Genomic DNA, 16,421 nt, shown 5'->3' on the forward strand with positions numbered 1-16,421 from the left:
GATGTCAAAGTAGTCTTGCGAAGTCATGGTAAAGATCATCCGCGTGCATGGGAAAAGTCTATTCCCTGACTTCCACCCAGGCGATTACGTCCTGCTGTGGACTGGAAAGCGTGCTGTGCGCACCATCAAAGAAGGCGACGTGATTGTCTTCCGCCAGGCCGCCTACGGAACACTAATTAAGCGGGTTGAGAAGGTCGACCCAGAGAACGGCCTACTGCACGTGCGCGGCACTCACCCTGCCAGCGCGGATAGCAAATACTTTGGCCCCATCCCCCCTGAGGAAGTCATCGGCAAGATGATAGCTCACATCCGCCGCCCCAGCAAATGAGGAGAGCCCCCAAGTAGGCCAGTCCTTACAGGTTCTCTCGTATGGGTAGCGCCCCAATAGTTCCATCCCTTCTATGCCTCTATCGTCGCTGCCCTCCCCTCAAAGCGTGGGCTTACAGGCAGGAAAGGTTATTTTTAAAAATGACATTTTTTATTAGGCCCAACTAATTTTTTTAATTCTTCTTGACAAGCACCTTTTCTTTAGGTAGTTTCGTTTCGCTAGTTAGGCATGCCTAAAAAAACTAAAACTATCTAAGGAGGTTTGGTAATGCGAATCTTTAAGACGCTCGTTTTCTTTGGATTCTTCTTAGCCAATGTCACATTGGCCGCGGCACAGGCACCTCAAGAACAGACACTATCCATCGAAGAACGCCTTAGGCGCCTCGAGGCGCAACTAAAGGCCCAACAAAGTACAGATAGACGCTTTCACCTCGGAGGCTATGGGGAAATACATGGAAACTTTAAGAGCGGCGGTGGTGATCAGGTGGATTTTCACCGTCTCGTATTCTACGTTGGATACGATTTCAGCAATTGGATAAAATTTAGCTCAGAAATAGAACTGGAACACGCCTTTGTCTCTGACGGTTCCGACGGAGAAGTGGCCCTTGAACAGGGTTATGTAGACTTTTTGTTAGATCCAAAACTAAATGTGAGAATTGGTAGATTTCTCACACCCTTGGGAATTATCAATCAACATCATGAGCCACCCTCTTTCAACGGTGTGGAAAGGCCGGTGTTTTCCAAATACATAATACCCACTACCTGGCCTTCTGACGGAATCGGTGTGTTTGGAAGATTCAGCCGAGGACTTCAGTACGAATTTTATATTGCAGGAGGCCTTGATGGGTCTGGCTTCGATCCAGTTAAGGGAATAAGGGGCGGTAGGATCACCGAAAGGCCCAGCTTAAATGATCCCGCAATAATGGGGCGTATCGACGTGTTCCCACTGGAATTGGCTGGAGTCGCCAGCGATCACCTTCTTCGAACAGGGATCTCAGTGTATGCAGGGGGGATAAACAATGGTAACGAAGGAGACGACCCTGATGTAAGCGGTGACATCTCGATTCTGTCTGCAGATTTTGAATACACATACTCACGACTCGATCTCAAGGGAGTTGTAGCCTGGGAAAAAATAGATGACAAAGAGGGACTTAAACAAGGGGTAGCTGACGAAATCCTTGGCTGGTACCTGGAAGGAGCTGTTCACTGGTTGCCCAATTCCTGGAAAAAAGGCAGGCTCGCCAAGAGTGACAGTACTGTTTTTCTCCGCTATGAGGACATAGACACCCAGTATCGCATGCCACAGGGTGTTGAAGAAGATCCAAAAGGAGAACGCTCTGTTTGGACTACAGGAATTGGCTTCTATCCCGTTCCCAACCTGGTCTTGAAAATGGATTACCAAATCGTCGACTATGCCGACTCGTCAGTAAATGACGAATACAAATGGAACGTGGGCATTGGATGGCAATTTTAGGGGATCGAGATGATGGCTAAAAATATATTTGCCATTAAGGCCAACCGTATTCTAACGATATTGTGCGCTGTTTCATTCATGGCCCTGGGGCTTTTGGCATGTGCCCCCAAGGCCACGCCCACAGGCTCCATAGAAGGCAAGGCCATCATGATGGGAGCATGCGGTGAGTGTCACAGGATCTTTCTGCCGCGAGAATATAGCAAAGCCGAATGGAGACCCATACTGGAAAGGATGATCCCCCTTACCAGTTTGACCCCAGAAGAAAAAATCAGATTGCAAGACTACATATTGAAAAATAGTCGCTGAAAACATGGCCCAGTCAATACTGACTGGGCCTCCATTTTTTATAGAGCCTCCAATTTTTTTGACGTACCGCCCTCACCTACTCCTTTTTTTCGTTCCTTTCTTTTGTCCGGACCTGAAAAAATGTTGATAGCTTCTGCTATTTTTTCAGAAGATCCAAGGACAAAAAGCACATCGTTGCACTGAAGCAGCATGTCTGCACCAGGATTGGACAATACCTGAGAGTCGCGAAGTATTGCCACTACGGAAATCCCATAACGCCTTCTTAAGTCGATCTCAGCAAGGGTTTTGCCAATTAATGGTGATCCTGGCAAGATCCGAAACGTACTGACATCCACGTCATGGAGCTGAAGTTTCAAATCAAACAAAGATGGCGAGGTGTTGGAAAGACTGCGAAACATCTCGTAACCATCTGCTCGCACCTCATTGACCAGCCTCTCGATTTCATCTCTGGGTATAAAATATTTCCTCAAAACCCGAGTAAATATCTCCACTGATGTCTCAAATTCTTCTGGGATGACTTCGTCTGCTCCCAATTCATACAGAGGCTTCATCTCTTGGAGATAACGGGTTCGTACAATCAAATAAACCTTCGGATTGAGTCTCCGAATGATTTCAACGATTCTACGGGTGGCCGTGGGATCGTTAATTGCAATTACCACAATTCTCGCTTCTTTGATGTTCGTATGCTGGAGTACAGCCTCCTGGGTTGCATCGCCATAATAAATAGTTTCCCCCTTGGCTTGTTCGCTCCTTACTGTTTCTGGGTTCATCTCTATGATTACATATGGGATACCAGCGACTCTGGCTGCGCGTGCCACATTTCTCCCGTTCACTCCAAAACCGATTATGATAAGATGATCTTTTTTGTCTACGACCTCGATCTCTGAGACAGGATAAAACCCCGATATCAACCGTTTGGGAAGCGGCAAACGTATGATGATGTCTGCCAGGCGAGGCGCCAAGGTTATAATGAATGGTGTCGCCGCCATGCTAAGAATAGAGACAGCCAGAAACATCTGATAAATATCTCCGGCCAGTAAACCGTATTCAAGACCAGTTCTAGACAAAATGAAAGAAAATTCACCGATCTGACTGAGGGCAAGACCAACCAATATGGCGGTGCGAAGTGGAAAGCCCAGCAAAATGGTAACAAAGATAGCGACGATGGCCTTCAAGACCAAGACGCTTAGAGCAATCAGCAGGATGGACCCAGGCTGCTGGAAAAAAAAACCGATATCAAGCATCATGCCAATAGAGACAAAAAAGAAGGTCGTGAATACATCCCGAAAAGGTAAAATATTCCCAAGGGCCTGATGGCTGTACTCAGATTCGGAAATGATCAATCCTGCTAAAAATGCCCCAAGGGCAAGGGATAACCCTACCCTAGAGGTTAGCCACGCAACGCCAAGGCATATTACAATCACGCTCAACAGAAAGAGTTCTTGATTGCGCGTTCTTGCAATTTGATACAACACTTGGGGCACAATCCATCTTGCAGAGACCATCACCAACAGGATGATACCGATTCCTTTGGCCAGAAGAAAGAAAAGGGTCTCCCATACATTCCCGGTTGCTCCAGCCAATAGCGGTGTGACCAATATCATTGGAACAATTATGATGTCCTGAAAGATGAGGATGCCAAGGGTTGTCCGCCCGTGTGGACTATCAACTTCTGCTCTTTCTTGGATTAGTTTGAGTACAATGGCCGTACTGCTCAAGGCCACGAGAAATCCAATGAAGACAGCCTCGCCAAAAGATTGACCAAACTGCCTGGCTATGAACAATGTGGCCAAAAAGGTCAGCAGCACCTGAAGCGATCCGCCCACTAGGACGGACTTCTTGATCTGCAACAGCCTTTCAAGTGAAAACTCGATGCCGATGGTAAAAAGCAATAATACAACACCAACTTCAGCAAATATCTCAACTTCATGCACTGCCTTTACGAGTCCGAGTCCGTAAGGCCCTACGAATATCCCCGTGAGGATGAATCCCACAACCGCTGGAACGCGAAGTCGATGGCAGAGAAAGAGGACAGCAATGGCCAGGCCAAATATGATGACGATGTCATTTAGAACCGGTATGTCCATATTCCAAATTACCTTCTAGAGAGCTACCTTAAATATCAGCTTAACACAAACTACTAGCCAACAACAAGGCGCCACTTTTCCAGAGGGACCTTAGGGCAACTGATATGGTAACCTCCTTTTAGGTTACTAGATTATGACTTCGAAACCTCGGACAAGACCAGGGGCAGTGTCTAGCATGGAGCGCCACTTAGATGCAAGTCCAGTGTAACTGTTTATTTGTCGATTATTCTATTTTATCTCGCTTTTTTAGGTTATGTTTTCCGCAAAGCAGTTGAATATTATCAGGCGTGTTTGACGAACCGCCCTTGGAAAAAGGAATAATATGGTCAAAATGTAAGTCTTCTGTTGCTCCACATTTAACACATTTCCCACCGTCCCTTTTCCACACCTCTAATTTCACCCAGGTTGGAATAATTCTTCTGTGTCTTGTTTTTTTCGGAACTGGCTTTTCGAAGTCTTCTTCACCTTCAACTGCTACCAGTTTAAACTTAAATACCTTTCTACCATTACTAACCTCAATCCAAGAATCAACTAAATGAAATACACCGTTATATGACCAAATACCTTGTTTTATTTTTTCATACACTCTCACTCGTTCTGGCTCTCTCACTCCATTTTTATAATCTTGAGCAGCTTTATGAAACTTGCCATTTTCTGTCAGATTTCCCGCTGGCGTATATTCTGGCTGATCTATCAACTTTGGATCAGGCATATCTTTCTTTTTAGGTGCGTCATGTCCTTCATAAATAATAGTGGAGCCATCATCCTCATATCTATCTTCATATGGTGCCCCGGGACGCACAGACATTAATATGACAGAATGATTGCCACCTATTTGATAATTCATCCCTCTTTGGAGACTAACTCCTTCTCGCCTGCACATTTCAATATATGGAATGATTTCGTTTGGCATATTGTCTTACGGCTAACGTGTCTGTATAAACATACAATTTCCAGTCTAATTCCTTTCTGGAAATCTATTCCCCTAAAAAAATCTAGTTAAAGAAATAATGGTGGGAATCCTGAGGAATCCAACTCCATCCTCATTTTTTTTTATAACAACCTCATTTCCAGTTCAAGATACTTTTCTTAAGTGAATACGCGTACAAATCGCTGGCTTTTGATGATATTGTGCACCATGCAGTAAAGAAGCTTCAGTATGTTCACTTTGCTTTTGCTTTTGAGAGAAAAAAGTTTAGCGGAAAGCATTAACAAATTTACGCAACTGGTGGTTTTACTGTACCTAATCATGCATAATGCGCTCTAAACAACTGGACAAATTCTTGATCTAGTGAAGATATGAAAGTGGCTATGTGGTAAATTGAGATCTTGTATCAGAAGACAAGGCCATGAAGATGACATTCTCTCGACAACACTGAGCTATTTTCCTGCTGGAAACTATTCCTCTAGAATATGCATATAAAATAATCTTAAGCAGGATAGCTGGCTCATAGGCAGGCGCACCCACTTCATCATTTTTATAGCGCTGTATGAATACAGAAAGATTTGATTAATTGTGAATCAAATAATGGAGTACATATTCAAAGGTGCCTGGAAGAATTTGTTTCTCTAAATGTATAGTAACAAACTTACCTTGCTTATATGCAATCCCCTTAAAACGCGCAATTAGTCAATCCTTTACTCAAGATCATTAACCGATATATATCAACCTCTCAGAAAAAAACAGCAGTAATCTGGCGCGCTTAAGTTTTTTTCTAAAGCCGCAACGACTGAACTCACTGTTTTTTTTACGGAGCGCAGCGGAGTAAAAATCCAGTGCACCCAATTGTTATGTGCATTATTCCCTCATATGTTCCATTATTTGAAGCATTCTAAAAAAAGGATTTTTAATATCATGAGTTGTTTCTTTTGCTAGCGATCTCAGCTGCTCAATACGTTTCTTATACTCGCCATTTATTACTGATTCTAAGGTTTCTATCTTCTGCAAATTTTCTGTGATATAACCTACTGGTACCACAGGAGACCAAAACATAAATCTATGGTTTTTGAAGTTCTTTAAGTACTTTTTTGCATATTCCTTTTGGCGTTCATGTTTTTTCTTTATGCGACGGATAGTTTCCTGATTATTTTTATATAGTAGGCCTCTTATGTGTGTTGTTACCTCACACAAATACACAGTATCCGTTTTAAAATTCAGCCCAATAACATCTAATTCACTAAGTCCTTTTAAACCTCCACCAGGAGGACGAACATTATAATCGATGAAATCGCATTCCTCGATAAGTTGAAGATAAGCACCTACAATAAATTCCCCTATATCAGTTAGCATTAATCCGCTTTTCCTTTAGTACTTACTTCCTTTTCAATGGATTTTAAAATTTTTAAAATTAGGCCTGATTCAAATGCTGAGACCAAAGCCCCATCGCAAAACCTGTCATTCCTTACAATTGCGGTAATCAATTTACATTTCGTCACAAGATCAATTGTATTGAAATCGAATCCCTCGTCACTTGCAATTTTTCGTCCTTCATCCCACGACCCCCAATCAAAGTTTATGATAATCGGGATGGCATAAACAATTTCTAAAAATTTAGAGACAATGGGTGCTGGGACAGAATATGGAAATGTTATGACTCCTTCTTTATTCTTATCTCCTCCACACCATTCACAAAACTTTGATGTGTTTTCAATCTCCGGAATCAATGCCAGCAATGGCTGCCAATCTTGATACATAAGAGCATCTATTTTAGATTTACAATTTTTCTCATCTATCATCATGTGATGTATTTACCCTTGCACATATCGCAATGGGTCAGTGGCTAGCATGGAGCGCTAGCAGAATGCCAGTCCAGTTCACCCGATTGGTACGCCTGGCATGGGCATGGGCTCATGGGGTGAAAGTCCCCTGTAGCTGAGCCACTGTTAAGCATAAGCTTAGCATAAACTACTAGCTGACGGCAAGGGCGCCACTGTGAGGTGGGGTCTGGAGGAAGCCTGAGTGCAAAACTGCGAGCCGACGAACAGGAACTGCATAAAAGGCCGAACACCCTGGGTGAACTAGCCAGGCATAGCAAAACCCTGTGGCTCAAGGGACACGGTAGATGCAGCGGAAGGGCTGTGAAAGTCCATGCTCTTATCCGGAGAGGCCTGTGTCCAGGGGTGATGATCTGGTTGCCCATTGGTGACATTCCGGGTTTTGGGGTCACCGGTGACCATGACTCCAGGCACTTTCAGGGAGTCTCCGCCTGGAAGGTGAGCGAAGAGCAGGAGACAGACAAATGGGCACCCTTCAGCGCTTTATGGAGCAATCCATGAAGTAAGGGCACAGGAGTCAGCAGAGGCCATAGTAGCCTAACGCCTGGAGTTGATGCCACACCACCTTATTCGAGCTTCTTGGCTCCATAAATTTAAAGGATGCCTGGAAGCAAGTTTTGGCCAATAAAGGAGCGCCTGGAATAGATGGAATTACAATCCAGGAATATCCTCAGTGGATATCCAGCAGGGCCTGCTCCAGATCATGACGCCTGTATTTGAGCCTGGCTTTTCAGATTCAAGTTATGGTTTTCGTCCTAACCGTTCAGCCCATGATGCAGTAGAGGCAGATGAAGGAGTATGTGAAACAAGGATACAATGTAGTGGTAGATATGGATATCTCGAAGTTCTTCGACAATGTTGATCATGACATACTGATGCATCTTGTGGCCAAGAAGGTAAAGGACAAGGCCATACTGAGGCTGATTGGCCGGTATCTTAGAGCAGTTTACCCTGTATAGATATTGTACAGGGGGTTCCTCCAAAAGAGACTCAAGCTGGAGCTAAACCAGAAAAAGAGCCGAGTGGTGCCAGTGAATCAATGTAAGTTCCTGGAATTTTCTTTCAGTGGAAAAAAATCATCTGGCACGAGGAGAGCCTGAAGCGTTTCTAGTACATGGTCCGCAAGCTGACGGGCAGAAACTGGAGAGTTGCCATGGAGTATCGGCGCAAGAAGCTAAACGAGTTCCTTCGGGGATGGTGTCACTATTACTGCATATTTGATTACTACAGGCCGATTCCCAGGCTAGACGAGTGGATACGAAGACGACTCAGAATGTGCTTTTGGAAAGAATGGAAAACGCCACGAAACCGGGTAAAGAATCTCTTGAAGCTGGGATGCAATCTAGCCCAGGCCAAAAAGACCGGGGCAAGCTCCAAAGGATAGTGGCGCCTGGCCAGGACTTTGGCCACTCAATCAGGCATGACGAATACCCTGTACAATATCTGTACAGGGTAAAGCTGGCTGAAAGAACATGGCCTAATATCCGTCAGGGATATCTGGCTAAAGATCCAAGGATACGCCTAAGGTAGCTCTTGCTCCATCATTACCAACCGCCCAGTGCGGACCCGCACGCTGGGTGGTGTGGGGAGGGCGGAGGAAACCCCCGCCTTTACCCGATTTCGGCTCTCTTCTTTCAATTTTCCAATCAAGCTGCCTCCTGAACCTTGTCTAACTCTAATGGCTTTATCCCTTTTAATATATCTTTTTCTTTTTTAATGGCCTTGTATAAATCCCACCGTAATTGAAGATTTAGCCAAAAATCTTCAGATGTTCCAAAATATTTTGCCAGACGAAGGGCAGTACTTGGAGTTATACCTCGTTTTCCATTTACAATTTCATTTATCCTTTGGTAGGGTACCTTAATAGCATCAGAGAGTTGGCGCTGAGTGATCCCCATTGGTTTTAAAAATTCTTCTAATAACATTTCGCCAGGATGAATTGGCTCTCTATGAGTGGGAATTCTTACCATTTTTTTTATCCTTTGTGGTAGTCTATAATTTCTACTTCTGCAGGTCCTTTGTCCTGCCATTTAAAACAAATACGATATTGATCATTTATTCTTATACTATACTGTCCTAATCTATCACCCTTTAAGGCCTCCAAGCAGTTGCCTGGTGGAATCCTTAATTCATGTAAATTTACAACAGAATCAAGTAATTCCAATTTTCTTATAGCAAGTTTCCACAACTTTTCTTGACAAGTTTTTCTAGCCTTTTTGGTTTTCTTTCCGTTAAAGATATCCTCTGTGCCGGCGTCTTTAAATGATAATATCATAAAATAACATTATCACGGACATCATGTTATTGCAATTACATTATTTTATTGCAAAACGACGAAGCTCAGCGGCCGGCAAGACGCCAAGCGAAGCGCCGGCGGATTGGCGGTCAAGTGCACCCGCTTGTTCGCTTTTGCGTTATTTCAGTTGATTACACCACCTCAACCCTTAATTTCTTGCCCAATGCTTTTGCAATCTTTTCAAGGGTTGAAAGCTTGATATCTTCCGCATTATTTTCTATTCTAGATATTGCAGATTTTTTTGTGCGGAGCTTTTGGGCCAACTGTTCCTGTGTTAAACCTGCATCCTCTCTTGCTAACTTAAGCATGGCGCCAATCTTAAATTGTTCATAATTTCATGTTCAAGATTCTCCTATCAAGTAAATCCAGGCGCAAATCGGTGGATTTTGACGATATTGTGCACTATGCAGTAAAGAAGCCACTGGGTATTTACCTTGCGCTTGCCTCTTAGGGTAAAACGGTTCAGACCAAGCACTGAACAGATGTGAGCAAATACCAGTTCCCCTGTACCTATGCGTCTGCTGTAAATCAAACGGCCAAGGCTTGAGTCTATCTTCCGCTTCATCTTTTCTATGAAGGTGCTGCCTGCACTATTCTCCTTGCCATAAAAAAAGTGTACCTGCCGAGCCTCGGTCCTGTCAGGATATCTCAGACATCGCTCACGAAGCTTACAGACCCTGCATTCGGTCTTTTTACCCATAAAAGCTATGGCCTTGTAACCATTTCTAGTTACAAAATTCTTGTTCTTTACATAGAGATGTTTCTCGGCAGGACAGATACAGCTCTGTTGCTCCTTGTCAAAAATAAAATCTCTGGGCGTGAACCAGCGGGATTTTCTCTCCTTTGAGCTCTCTGTTTAAAACGATCTTGGTCCTTGAATCTGGGATCTTGTTTGCGAAAATGTCTGTCTGCTATATAGGCATCTATCCCCTGGCTGAAGACCATCTCCATGTTCTTCTTCATATGAAATCCAGCATCAGCAGTCAACTTTGCTTTTTTAAAAATATCTTTATCAGAAGATAGCACCTTAAAGGTCTTACTGGTCCCCTCTATCATGGGCTGGTGGCATGTTCCAACTTCTTGCACTTTTTCTCAAAGTCAGCCCTGGTACCGCTCCACTCCTTAGATGCATTGGATGGAAGTTTGCACCCATCCAGTGCAAACATCTCTTTACCGACAAGTCCCATCTCGTCACATACAAGATACTGTGTTGAGTGTCAAGCACTATTTTATCTATGTTGCCAAAGCCATGTATGCTCGTTTATGCTTCAGTACTCCAAAAGCAATATGGACCAGCTTCCTCATGGCAGCTCCTATGGCTACCATTTTTACCTTGCCTCTTTGAACAAGACGATTGTAAAGCGCTTTTACATCCGGATTGTACCGCACAGCAGTAATAGTTGGAAAATATAAAGCTTTGCGTATATCTCCCGGGCCTCTCTTGGATAATCTGGAACGTCCCTTGAGGCTTGTCCCTGAAAGATTTTCTCTTACCGAAAGTCCCAGGTAGGCCGCTGCTTCCCGTGCGCTTTTGAAACGCCTTCCACCTTCCATTACTGCAACAAGCAAAACAGAAGTAATCCAGGCTATCCCTGAGATAGTCATCAACAGTTCCACCTCTTTTTTGAGACCAGGATGCCTTCGAATATGAGACTTGATCTGTTGTTCCAAGCGCTTTATGGATTCACCTACCTCAACAAGAAGCCTTCGCTTTTCTTCCAGAATCGGACCTGGGGCTGTACGGCTTATTTCCAATGCCTCTATCCTGTTCAATATTGCAGTCCTGCGTTGCTTAAGTGAATCTATCGCCATATGATGGCTCAACAAAATACGATATTCTGGCGGTGGCGGAGTCCATAAATCAGGATGCATGGCACTTCCATACTCAACAAGCACCAGGGCATCCTTGCTATCTGTCTTTGTTCGCACTCCAAAACTCTCTGCAAATGACTTTACATACTTGGGGTTGAGTACAGATATCATGCTGCTGGCATCATGTAAAAAGGTGGCAATGCCTTCATAATACACCCCTGTTGCTTCCATTATGAAATGGATACGCTCTTTGCCTTCCTTGTTGGCTATTTTCTTTGCCCAGGCAAACAAGGCAGTATGCCCTTTCAAGGTGTTAGGATTTTTTCCTCTTTACCTTGAATTTCCCATTAGATGCCTGAGACTTATGGGCGGTGTGCTATTCCTTCTTGCCAACATCAATACCAATGATCTTCTTATGCATTTACGCCTCCCTGTATGGAGAATTAAAATCCCGCCCTGGCGTTCTCTTGTACATTCGGGCTTTCCCATTCATATGAGAGCCATACGATACTGTTCAGCCTTTACGGTGCAGGAAATGGAACGGAGACAAATCTCTAACCGACGAACTTTACAGTTATAAGGTGTAGCACGGGCTCATCCGTTCCCCTAAGGACCTACCCTACTTCTTTGTTTTTAACATACAAGGTGGGGCGCATTGTTATGCTATGAATTTAATTTCATTTCCATTGATTGCAAATTTAATAAGTTTAATTTTCAAAGTAGTGAGTATTGATAAAAATTGACTATCATAAGTATCGTTAGGAAGCACTAAGAATCTTGCAATTTTGTCATCACCGCTCGAATGAAACATCAATTGCCCAATCCCCGTGTATATAGATTGGGAATCCGATCTTGTTTTGACCTCATATATACTTAAAGTCCTTTTTCCATCAGATACTGCAAGGTCTATTAACGAATTATTAAATGTCCTTTGATTTTGTTTTAATCGTTTTCTGAGCGAATTTTCCAAGGCATTCACGATCATTCCATGATTGCTGTCATATTCAAATATTGATTTTCTTTTTCCTTTCTTTTTTCCATAAAACTCTGGATTGAACGATAAACTTTTTTCAACATTCTTAATGGTTCGCTTATCATGTTTATTAGCAATAGATTCTTTAAATTTGGCAACTTCATTAACAAATTCTGTTAATTTTAGTAGCAAGTTTTTTGAAGTGATTGAAGAGATTATTATTGCTTCTTCATTATTGCCCTTATCATCAAATACCTGCACCCATTTACCACGATACCAATTTTTGAATCTTTCCTTTCCTATACCCTTTCTTCCACCGCCGATTTTTCCGCGATGAAGAATGAAGTAATCATTAGTTATTTCGTCTTTTGCGAATATACCTGCCACTTGCCTTGTTGAACCTTCAATAGGCGGATTGATTTCAACGACAATTATTTGATTCCCGTCTTTTCTTTTTCCTAAGCCAAATGCGTTCCAATAACGAGGAATATCGGCATCTCTCAAAATTAATGTCGAATACCATAAATTGTCGTTATAAAATACTTCATTTGTTATCTTTCCTCCTTGAAATCCAATGTCTAACTTTTTCTTATATGGAAGAAGTTTCTTCAATCGCGCTTCAAATTCTTTTTGGCATTTTTGAATTTTGTTTCTGGTGGTAATCAAACGGAGCATCTATTTTCTCCTAGCATAACGAGTCTGTATAAAAATATAAATTCCAGGCTGATTCCTTTCTGGCACTCTATTTCCCTCAAAAAATCTAGTTAGAGGAATAATGGTGGGAACCGTGAGGAACCCAACTCCATCCTTATTCTTTTTTATAACAACCTCATTTCCAGTTCAAGATGCTTTTCTCAAGTGAATTCAGGTACAAATCGCTGACTTTTGATGCTAGTGTGCCTTAGCAGTCAATAAGTCTCTGGATGTTCACTTTGATTTTGCTTCTGAGAGAAAAAGGTTTAGAGGAAACCATTAACAAATTTGCGCAAGTAGTGGTTTCACTGTACCGATTCGCTTATTGAAAGCTAAACGGTCAAGGCTTGAATCTATCTTTTGCTTAACTATACCATCCGTTAGTCCTCGGTCTGATCTGGATATCTCAGGTAGTGCGAACGAAAATTACAAGATCGTGAATCATAGGCTCTGAACAAGAGGATAACTTCTTGATCTAGTGAAGATATGAAGGTGGCTATGGTGGTAAAATTAGGTCTTGTGTCAGATGACAAGGCCATAACATTTACATTCTCTCTACAACACTAGGGTATCGTCCTACTGGAAACTATTCCTCTAGAATATGCATACAAAATAATCTTGAGCAGGATGGCTGGATTATGGCCAGGCGCATCCAGTTCATTATTCTTATAACCCTATGTGAATAGGAAAAGATCTAACTCATTATCAATCAAATAATAAAGTGCATATTTTAAGGTACCTAGAAGAACTTGCTTTTCGAAATGTAGTGGACCCATTTGTTGTACCTATCATTTTGTATTGATTTCATACTGCTTTGGTAAGCTGATATATGGTTCAATATCATCTTGACGCAACTCATGATTATTAAGTAAATGATATAACCAGTAATGTTTCATAAATATAGTCTCATCTCTATATATTATTTCCTTTTCTTCATCATATATTTGTTTTAGCTTATTATAAGCATTCTTCCAGCCCATTTGTGATATAAAATCTATAAAATATATTCCATTATGGATAAGCAAAAGTCCTTTCTCAATTTTAGTATTTAACTCCTTTTGCAATTCTATAACATTATGGTCAACAACAATTCTCGGATAAATAGCAACGCTACTTTCAAGCTTATGCGATAGAGATATTGCATGACTATAGGTTAAATTTCCACTATGAAAATGATGACTATATGATATTCCACCTCTTATTAAGAGATTTTCATTTAAAAATGATATAAAAAGTTTCTGTTGAAGTTTAATAAAATCAATAAACTTATTACGGTCACTACATATTATGATTATTGTATCTGATATCGCTTGATATTGATATATGGCTTCATTAATATCCGTGAGTATATTCAAGGCGTTTCTTAGGCGATGCTGAAAAGTTAAATATCCTACTTGATAATCTCTTTCAAGGTATTTTTTATAACCTAAGACATCTATTAGAGCTACATAAGCATATGTAGGACTTCCTGACATTAGAGGATTACCTCAGCTATTTTCTGAATTTCATCTTTGTATTCTTTCATTCTATCTTGCCAATTCTTCCATACAATCCCATAGTATTGCCGACCATCACTTGAAGCCTCAACGGTGTGCTCTTGTTGCACGTCAAATATAGCCCTCCCAAAAATTTGAGCTACCGGAGCCATAGGGCCTACATCCCTAATTTCTGCAACAAAAGGATCTTCATGTAGATCATTCCGTGATTCAATTAGTTCTTTAGTTAGAAATTCACCTATAATGGTTTTAGATATTTCGGTTTGCCAGTATTTATAACTACGCTTAACTTTACCAACAATTGCTTTAAAATTTTGTGATATAGCACCAAGAAATACAGGCTTACCAGTAAATTGCTCTAAACCAAAAGATTCGAATGTTTGAATAATTTGTAGATGTCGTTTGATCCAGTCTGATAAAACTTTTCCTAAAACGTGAATGGCCTGATTACAAAATCTATCTGGTGAAGTTGGCATAAAAAAAGCGTCACAACTTAAAACAGTCAATCTAGTTAAAGCTCCCACACTAGGACCTACATCCACTATTAGGTGATCAAATGAATGAAGGTTAATTAGATCATTAAACAAACGATATAAGACTAAATATGTCTGTTTTTCATTAACATTTTCTGTAATTGCTTGAGCACACGCTTGAGCAAAATAATTTTCAGCCATTCCTAACTCAAAATCACCTCTTAACAAATATAAATTTTTATAAATAGTTGACTGAACAAGATCAATGTCTTCTGAATTGATTCTTCCCTGATCACCGTAGAATCTTGGCTTTAACGCCTCAAAGAGAGACGTTCCAGGTAATGAAGTGTCAGGCTTATCGAACTCATCTGTAGAAGCAAAAAAAAGCTCCGTTAAGTTACTTTGAGGATCACAATCTATCAACAACACTTTTTTATTTCGTTCTTTCGATAAAAAAACTCCTAAATTAAATGTGGTTGTTGTTTTTGAAACACCACCTTTATTATTATAAAAAGTCACAATCTTATACATCTATTCACCTCTTCCCATATCATAATTGCACAACATATCGACAAAGCTCAGTGACCGACGGCCCGCAAGCCGAAGGCGCAGCGGGTTCGGCGATCCACTGCAGCGATTTGATCGGCAATAAATATTAAAATGGTACATCGTCGGTTGGAGCGATTTCTGTATTCTCCTTTTTAAGGGTCAGTTTCTCCTGATGATTGATTAGCCATTGTTCCCCCATCTCAGTTATTTTATAGACGGCATAAGGTTCACCATCACGTTCATCTGTCCAAATATCCGTCTCTATCATGCCTTTACGCTCCAATGTCTTTAGGGCAAGACCTACAGCAATATCTGTAAAACCTGCTGCATTCATGTCGTTGCGTATCTGATAGCCACCCACATAGCCGTTTGTGAGAAAAGAGTTTTGAAGTATCGTAGCAAGTGCTACAATTTCATGTTGATTTAGCCCCTCAGTATCTTTTACTACTGAATGCGTTACAACACGACCTATTTCTTCGTTTTTCTTAAGAACTGCCTTTATTCGTTTTGTAATCTTTACCTTTAATTCTTCAAAATCTTGCGGTGCTCCAGTTTTATATGAAATAATGCTTCTATGTTGTATATCGAAAGGATACTTTGTAGTTCGTTCATCTGAGCATACTAGGATTACCTCACGAGGTATTGCTAGAGCGAATCCAAGCTCAAACCATACATTGGGATTATCAGTTGTAATGTCTGCGAAGCATAATACAGAATCTCGTATTCCTCTCTCTATTTCCTGAATCGGTATACTGACTGATGGATCCCTGTCCACTCTATATGGTTGAACACCAGCGGCTTTAATGGCGGGCGCAAAAACCGAGTCATACCGTTTGTCGAAAGTCCCTCCATCAAATGGTTGCATTACAAAACAACTTCTCATGCCATATTCCTTATGCCGAACATTTATTAGATGCTCCCACCTCCATAGGAAGGCCATTCGAATGTTTTCATATCACAATTTCCAAAACAGATCAAGATGGTATAAAATGCAGTTAATAGGTATTATATAGAAATAATTTGAATTTCATTTTTAAATACCCATCTTAAAATAAAAAATCTCTGTTTTTTCTCTCTTTTTGTCTTTAGAATTATTAATATTATTAATGCATATGTATAATCCCGGATTATGCACTTCAAATGCCTGAAGAAAGTAATTT

The 16,421-nt window shown here is 41.3% G+C and carries 20 protein-coding genes and 2 pseudogenes; 6 read left to right on the top strand and 16 right to left on the bottom strand.

The features are described 5' to 3' along the window. Positions 1-25: 25 nt before the first annotated feature. The 3 genes from DBT_RS02040 (at position 26) to DBT_RS02050 (ending at position 2,107) form a co-directional block, all read left to right on the top strand. A complete protein-coding gene (locus DBT_RS02040; RefSeq protein ID WP_067615958.1) occupies positions 26-328 on the top strand; it encodes a S26 family signal peptidase in 303 nt (100 codons plus the stop codon). Positions 329-595: 267 nt separating this feature from the next. Next, positions 596-1,801: a porin family protein gene (locus tag DBT_RS02045; RefSeq protein ID WP_067615960.1), complete on the top strand. Its 1,206-nt coding sequence runs from the start codon at positions 596-598 to the stop codon at positions 1,799-1,801. Between the two features lie 9 nt (positions 1,802-1,810). Beyond that, on the top strand, positions 1,811-2,107 hold the full coding sequence (locus DBT_RS02050; RefSeq protein ID WP_067615962.1) for a hypothetical protein: 297 nt from the start codon (positions 1,811-1,813) through the stop codon (positions 2,105-2,107). Positions 2,108-2,145: 38 nt separating this feature from the next. Here the strand turns inward: DBT_RS02050 and DBT_RS02055 are convergent, their stop codons facing one another. The 5 genes from DBT_RS02055 to DBT_RS12300 all read right to left on the bottom strand — a co-directional run bounded on the left by DBT_RS02055 (position 2,146) and on the right by DBT_RS12300 (position 6,933). Beyond that, entirely contained in the window at positions 2,146-4,194 is a 2,049-nt protein-coding gene (locus DBT_RS02055; protein ID WP_067615964.1) for a monovalent cation:proton antiporter family protein, read from the bottom strand. 223 nt (positions 4,195-4,417) lie between these two features. After that, positions 4,418-5,107, bottom strand: coding sequence for an HNH endonuclease (locus DBT_RS02060; protein ID WP_067615966.1), 690 nt, complete (start codon positions 5,105-5,107; stop codon positions 4,418-4,420). Positions 5,108-5,503: 396 nt separating this feature from the next. Next, positions 5,504-5,662, bottom strand: coding sequence for a transposase (locus DBT_RS12830; protein ID WP_244155288.1), 159 nt, complete (start codon positions 5,660-5,662; stop codon positions 5,504-5,506). A gap of 330 nt (positions 5,663-5,992) precedes the next feature. Beyond that, complete coding sequence (locus DBT_RS02065) at positions 5,993-6,484, bottom strand: prefoldin domain-containing protein (protein ID WP_067615968.1); 492 nt, start codon at positions 6,482-6,484, stop codon at positions 5,993-5,995. Next, positions 6,484-6,933 (bottom strand): DUF6508 domain-containing protein, encoded by a 450-nt coding sequence (locus DBT_RS12300; RefSeq protein ID WP_083186562.1) that lies wholly within the window; start codon positions 6,931-6,933, stop codon positions 6,484-6,486. The genes DBT_RS02065 and DBT_RS12300 overlap by 1 nt, the downstream gene beginning before the upstream one ends. 381 nt (positions 6,934-7,314) lie before the next feature. Between DBT_RS12300 and DBT_RS12035 the strand changes: the two genes are divergently transcribed. The 3 genes from DBT_RS12035 to DBT_RS12835 all read left to right on the top strand — a co-directional run bounded on the left by DBT_RS12035 (position 7,315) and on the right by DBT_RS12835 (position 8,353). After that, a complete protein-coding gene (locus tag DBT_RS12035; protein WP_153304041.1) occupies positions 7,315-7,470 on the top strand; it encodes a hypothetical protein in 156 nt (51 codons plus the stop codon). 287 nt (positions 7,471-7,757) lie between these two features. After that, positions 7,758-7,928, top strand: coding sequence for a hypothetical protein (locus DBT_RS12040; RefSeq protein WP_153304042.1), 171 nt, complete (start codon positions 7,758-7,760; stop codon positions 7,926-7,928). Positions 7,929-8,122: 194 nt separating this feature from the next. Continuing rightward, positions 8,123-8,353 (top strand): group II intron maturase-specific domain-containing protein, encoded by a 231-nt coding sequence (locus DBT_RS12835; protein ID WP_425248294.1) that lies wholly within the window; start codon positions 8,123-8,125, stop codon positions 8,351-8,353. Positions 8,354-8,615: 262 nt separating this feature from the next. On the opposite strand, the gene DBT_RS02085 is transcribed toward DBT_RS12835, so the two are convergent. The 11 genes and pseudogenes from DBT_RS02085 to DBT_RS02130 all read right to left on the bottom strand — a co-directional run bounded on the left by DBT_RS02085 (position 8,616) and on the right by DBT_RS02130 (position 16,144). After that, on the bottom strand, positions 8,616-8,939 hold the full coding sequence (locus DBT_RS02085; protein ID WP_067615974.1) for a HigA family addiction module antitoxin: 324 nt from the start codon (positions 8,937-8,939) through the stop codon (positions 8,616-8,618). Positions 8,940-8,944: 5 nt separating this feature from the next. Next, the gene (locus tag DBT_RS02090; RefSeq protein WP_067615976.1) at positions 8,945-9,244 is read right to left on the bottom strand and encodes a type II toxin-antitoxin system RelE/ParE family toxin; all 300 of its coding nucleotides are present in this window, start codon (positions 9,242-9,244) and stop codon (positions 8,945-8,947) included. Between the two features lie 152 nt (positions 9,245-9,396). Next, positions 9,397-9,597 (bottom strand): annotated as a pseudogene (locus DBT_RS02095) (helix-turn-helix domain-containing protein); the annotation flags it as partial. A gap of 23 nt (positions 9,598-9,620) precedes the next feature. After that, the gene (locus DBT_RS02100) at positions 9,621-10,070 is read right to left on the bottom strand and encodes a transposase (RefSeq protein WP_083186564.1); all 450 of its coding nucleotides are present in this window, start codon (positions 10,068-10,070) and stop codon (positions 9,621-9,623) included. Further along, positions 10,013-10,321: a hypothetical protein gene (locus tag DBT_RS02105; RefSeq protein WP_067615980.1), complete on the bottom strand. Its 309-nt coding sequence runs from the start codon at positions 10,319-10,321 to the stop codon at positions 10,013-10,015. Before DBT_RS02105 ends, DBT_RS02100 begins: the two co-directional genes overlap by 58 nt. Continuing rightward, positions 10,318-10,452: a hypothetical protein gene (locus DBT_RS12650; RefSeq protein ID WP_279614746.1), complete on the bottom strand. Its 135-nt coding sequence runs from the start codon at positions 10,450-10,452 to the stop codon at positions 10,318-10,320. The genes DBT_RS02105 and DBT_RS12650 overlap by 4 nt, the downstream gene beginning before the upstream one ends. A gap of 46 nt (positions 10,453-10,498) precedes the next feature. Beyond that, positions 10,499-11,389: pseudogene (locus DBT_RS02110) on the bottom strand (IS110 family RNA-guided transposase); the annotation flags it as partial. A 346-nt stretch (positions 11,390-11,735) separates the two neighbouring features. Continuing rightward, positions 11,736-12,725: a hypothetical protein gene (locus DBT_RS02115; protein WP_067615984.1), complete on the bottom strand. Its 990-nt coding sequence runs from the start codon at positions 12,723-12,725 to the stop codon at positions 11,736-11,738. Positions 12,726-13,531: 806 nt separating this feature from the next. Continuing rightward, positions 13,532-14,218 (bottom strand): hypothetical protein, encoded by a 687-nt coding sequence (locus DBT_RS02120; RefSeq protein ID WP_067615986.1) that lies wholly within the window; start codon positions 14,216-14,218, stop codon positions 13,532-13,534. Beyond that, a complete protein-coding gene (locus DBT_RS02125) occupies positions 14,218-15,243 on the bottom strand; it encodes a ParA family protein (RefSeq protein WP_067615988.1) in 1,026 nt (341 codons plus the stop codon). The genes DBT_RS02120 and DBT_RS02125 overlap by 1 nt, the downstream gene beginning before the upstream one ends. A 124-nt stretch (positions 15,244-15,367) precedes the next feature. Further along, positions 15,368-16,144 carry a PadR family transcriptional regulator gene (locus DBT_RS02130; protein ID WP_067616289.1) on the bottom strand — a complete coding sequence of 259 codons (777 nt, stop codon included), beginning with the start codon at positions 16,142-16,144 and terminating at the stop codon, positions 15,368-15,370. Between the last annotated feature and the right edge of the window lie 277 nt (positions 16,145-16,421).

The organism is Dissulfuribacter thermophilus (assembly GCF_001687335.1).
In the GTDB taxonomy this organism is placed as follows: Bacteria; Desulfobacterota; Dissulfuribacteria; order Dissulfuribacterales; family Dissulfuribacteraceae; genus Dissulfuribacter; species Dissulfuribacter thermophilus.